3 protein-coding genes are annotated in these 1,587 nt (G+C 61.1%); 2 read left to right on the top strand and 1 reads right to left on the bottom strand.

What is annotated here, in order from left to right; all coding sequences use genetic code 11:
• Window positions 1-244 precede the first annotated feature (244 nt).
• The gene (locus MNI96_RS21750; protein WP_249696639.1) at window positions 245-493 is read left to right on the top strand and encodes a hypothetical protein; all 249 of its coding nucleotides are present in this window, start codon (window positions 245-247) and stop codon (window positions 491-493) included.
• Between the two features lie 21 nt (window positions 494-514).
• On the opposite strand, the gene MNI96_RS21745 is transcribed toward MNI96_RS21750, so the two are convergent.
• Window positions 515-1,165 carry an SOS response-associated peptidase gene (locus MNI96_RS21745; RefSeq protein WP_249696637.1) on the bottom strand — a complete coding sequence of 217 codons (651 nt, stop codon included), beginning with the start codon at window positions 1,163-1,165 and terminating at the stop codon, window positions 515-517.
• Window positions 1,166-1,313: 148 nt separating this feature from the next.
• Between MNI96_RS21745 and MNI96_RS21740 the strand changes: the two genes are divergently transcribed.
• Entirely contained in the window at window positions 1,314-1,553 is a 240-nt protein-coding gene (locus MNI96_RS21740; RefSeq protein WP_249696636.1) for a hypothetical protein, read from the top strand.
• Window positions 1,554-1,587 lie beyond the last annotated feature (34 nt).

Below are 1,587 nucleotides of genomic sequence, written 5' to 3'. Positions count from 1 at the left end.
TGCCACTCCGACCAACAAATTCAGATAGTTAATCAATTTGACTTCCCTCGCATGGGGTTTCCCCGACAGTTATCCCGACAGAAACCCCCTCAAACGCATCGAGCCCGGCAGGTCTCCCCATCGGGCTCGCGCATCCAATGTCTTCGGAAGCGCCCTCCGCTGATCTGCCAAGGTTGACGCCTAACCACGTTTCCCGCTGAATCGCCTCGTTCCGGTTTACCATCCCCCGGATCTGGAGGGAGCTATGGCCGAGATCAAGCGCATTTCTGAGGATGCACCGGCAGCGAGCGGGAACTTCGTCGAGATCGTCCGGGTGCGAGACGTGTTCCTCGCCGATGGCTCAGCAAGGTACGGCGAACAAGGACAAGCCGCGTTCTTTACGCCCCATCCCTACGGGAGCTTCAAAGAAGCGGTGCGCGCCAGTCTCGAATGGGCGGACACCAACCACGTGCGAAACGTTTACGTGCGCAGGCGGCTGCGCAAGCACACCTGAAGCACTTCGAGCTGGACCACCCTAACCGTCTTCCCGCGCGCCACGAGCGACGATCCGCAGCGAGCCATCCGGCAGCGGACGCTGCAACTCCAGCGCCTCGGCAACCGGTGCCGTCATCCACGTATCCCGCTCAGCTTCCGTCGTCAGGATCACCGGCATCGCCTTCGGGTGGATCGGACGAACGTCCGCGTTCGCGTCGCATGTCAGGAAGCTGAAGAGCATGTGCTCGCCTTCGACCGGATCGGCCTTGGTGCCGCGCGTGCCCGCCCAGGGGCGCCAGATCCCGGCGAAGCAGGCAAGCGGCCGGTCGTCCTCCGGGTCCCCAGCGAGGGCGAACCAGGTCGGCGTCTTCCGAGGCTTGGTGTCCTCGTACTCGCAGAAGCTGGTGAAGGGTACGAGGCACCGATACTCCGGCTTCAGCCAGGCGCGCCAGAACGGCGACGAGGTGTTGCGCACATTGGTCACCAGCGCATGGCCCTTGGGCGGCGGCGGAAAGCCCCACCGCATCATGGTCAGCTCGCGCTCGCCGTCATCGGCCGTGCGCACGACCGGTGCCATGTAGTCGGGGAAGATGCCGGGAAGCCTGGGCAGGTTGCCCGTGCGGTCGCGATAGGCCTTGCCGAACCGCGTGATCGCCTGCTGCCCTTTGGTCATGCCGTACAGATTGCACATGGCAAAACCCTAGGCTCAATGCTTCGCATGTCAAAAAAAATCTGACCGACGAAACAAACAGAGCCAGCAGGATGAGTTGGTAACCATAGATCGTTAATAGTGGGTTAACGCCTGATGTGGGCGGACACAAGATTGATAGGTGACGAGAATGACTCGCATAACCTACCTACTTTACAATATGTCGCGAGGCGATGGCCCCTGCTCGCACGATCTCTGCACGCTGCACGCCGATATCACCAAGCTTGCCGAAGACATCGCGGATACGCTGTCTCCCGATGAACAATTCGCCATCATCATACACATTCGCGGCGAAAAGCGGCGGCGAGTGTATGAAACAAGGCTGCGGTCGATCTGGCACAGTAAAGATGGCTATACAATCACCCCCTGAAACGCATCGAGCCCGGCGGGTCGACCCGCCGGGC

The sequence above is a fragment of the Stappia sp. WLB 29 genome, from assembly GCF_023507705.1.
In the GTDB taxonomy this organism is placed as follows: domain Bacteria; phylum Pseudomonadota; class Alphaproteobacteria; order Rhizobiales; family Stappiaceae; genus Stappia.
The sequence above is the reverse complement of the archived record's forward strand: the minus strand, read 5'-3'. Positions and strand labels throughout refer to the sequence as shown.

Bases quoted from the DNA above. Each gene is read 5' to 3' on its own strand.
- MNI96_RS21740 (WP_249696636.1), top strand. From the start codon at position 1,314: ATGACTCGCATAACCTACCTACTTTACAATATGTCGCGAGGCGATGGC.
- MNI96_RS21745 (WP_249696637.1), bottom strand. From the start codon at position 1,165: ATGTGCAATCTGTACGGCATGACCAAAGGGCAGCAGGCGATCACGCGG.
- MNI96_RS21750 (WP_249696639.1), top strand. From the start codon at position 245: ATGGCCGAGATCAAGCGCATTTCTGAGGATGCACCGGCAGCGAGCGGG.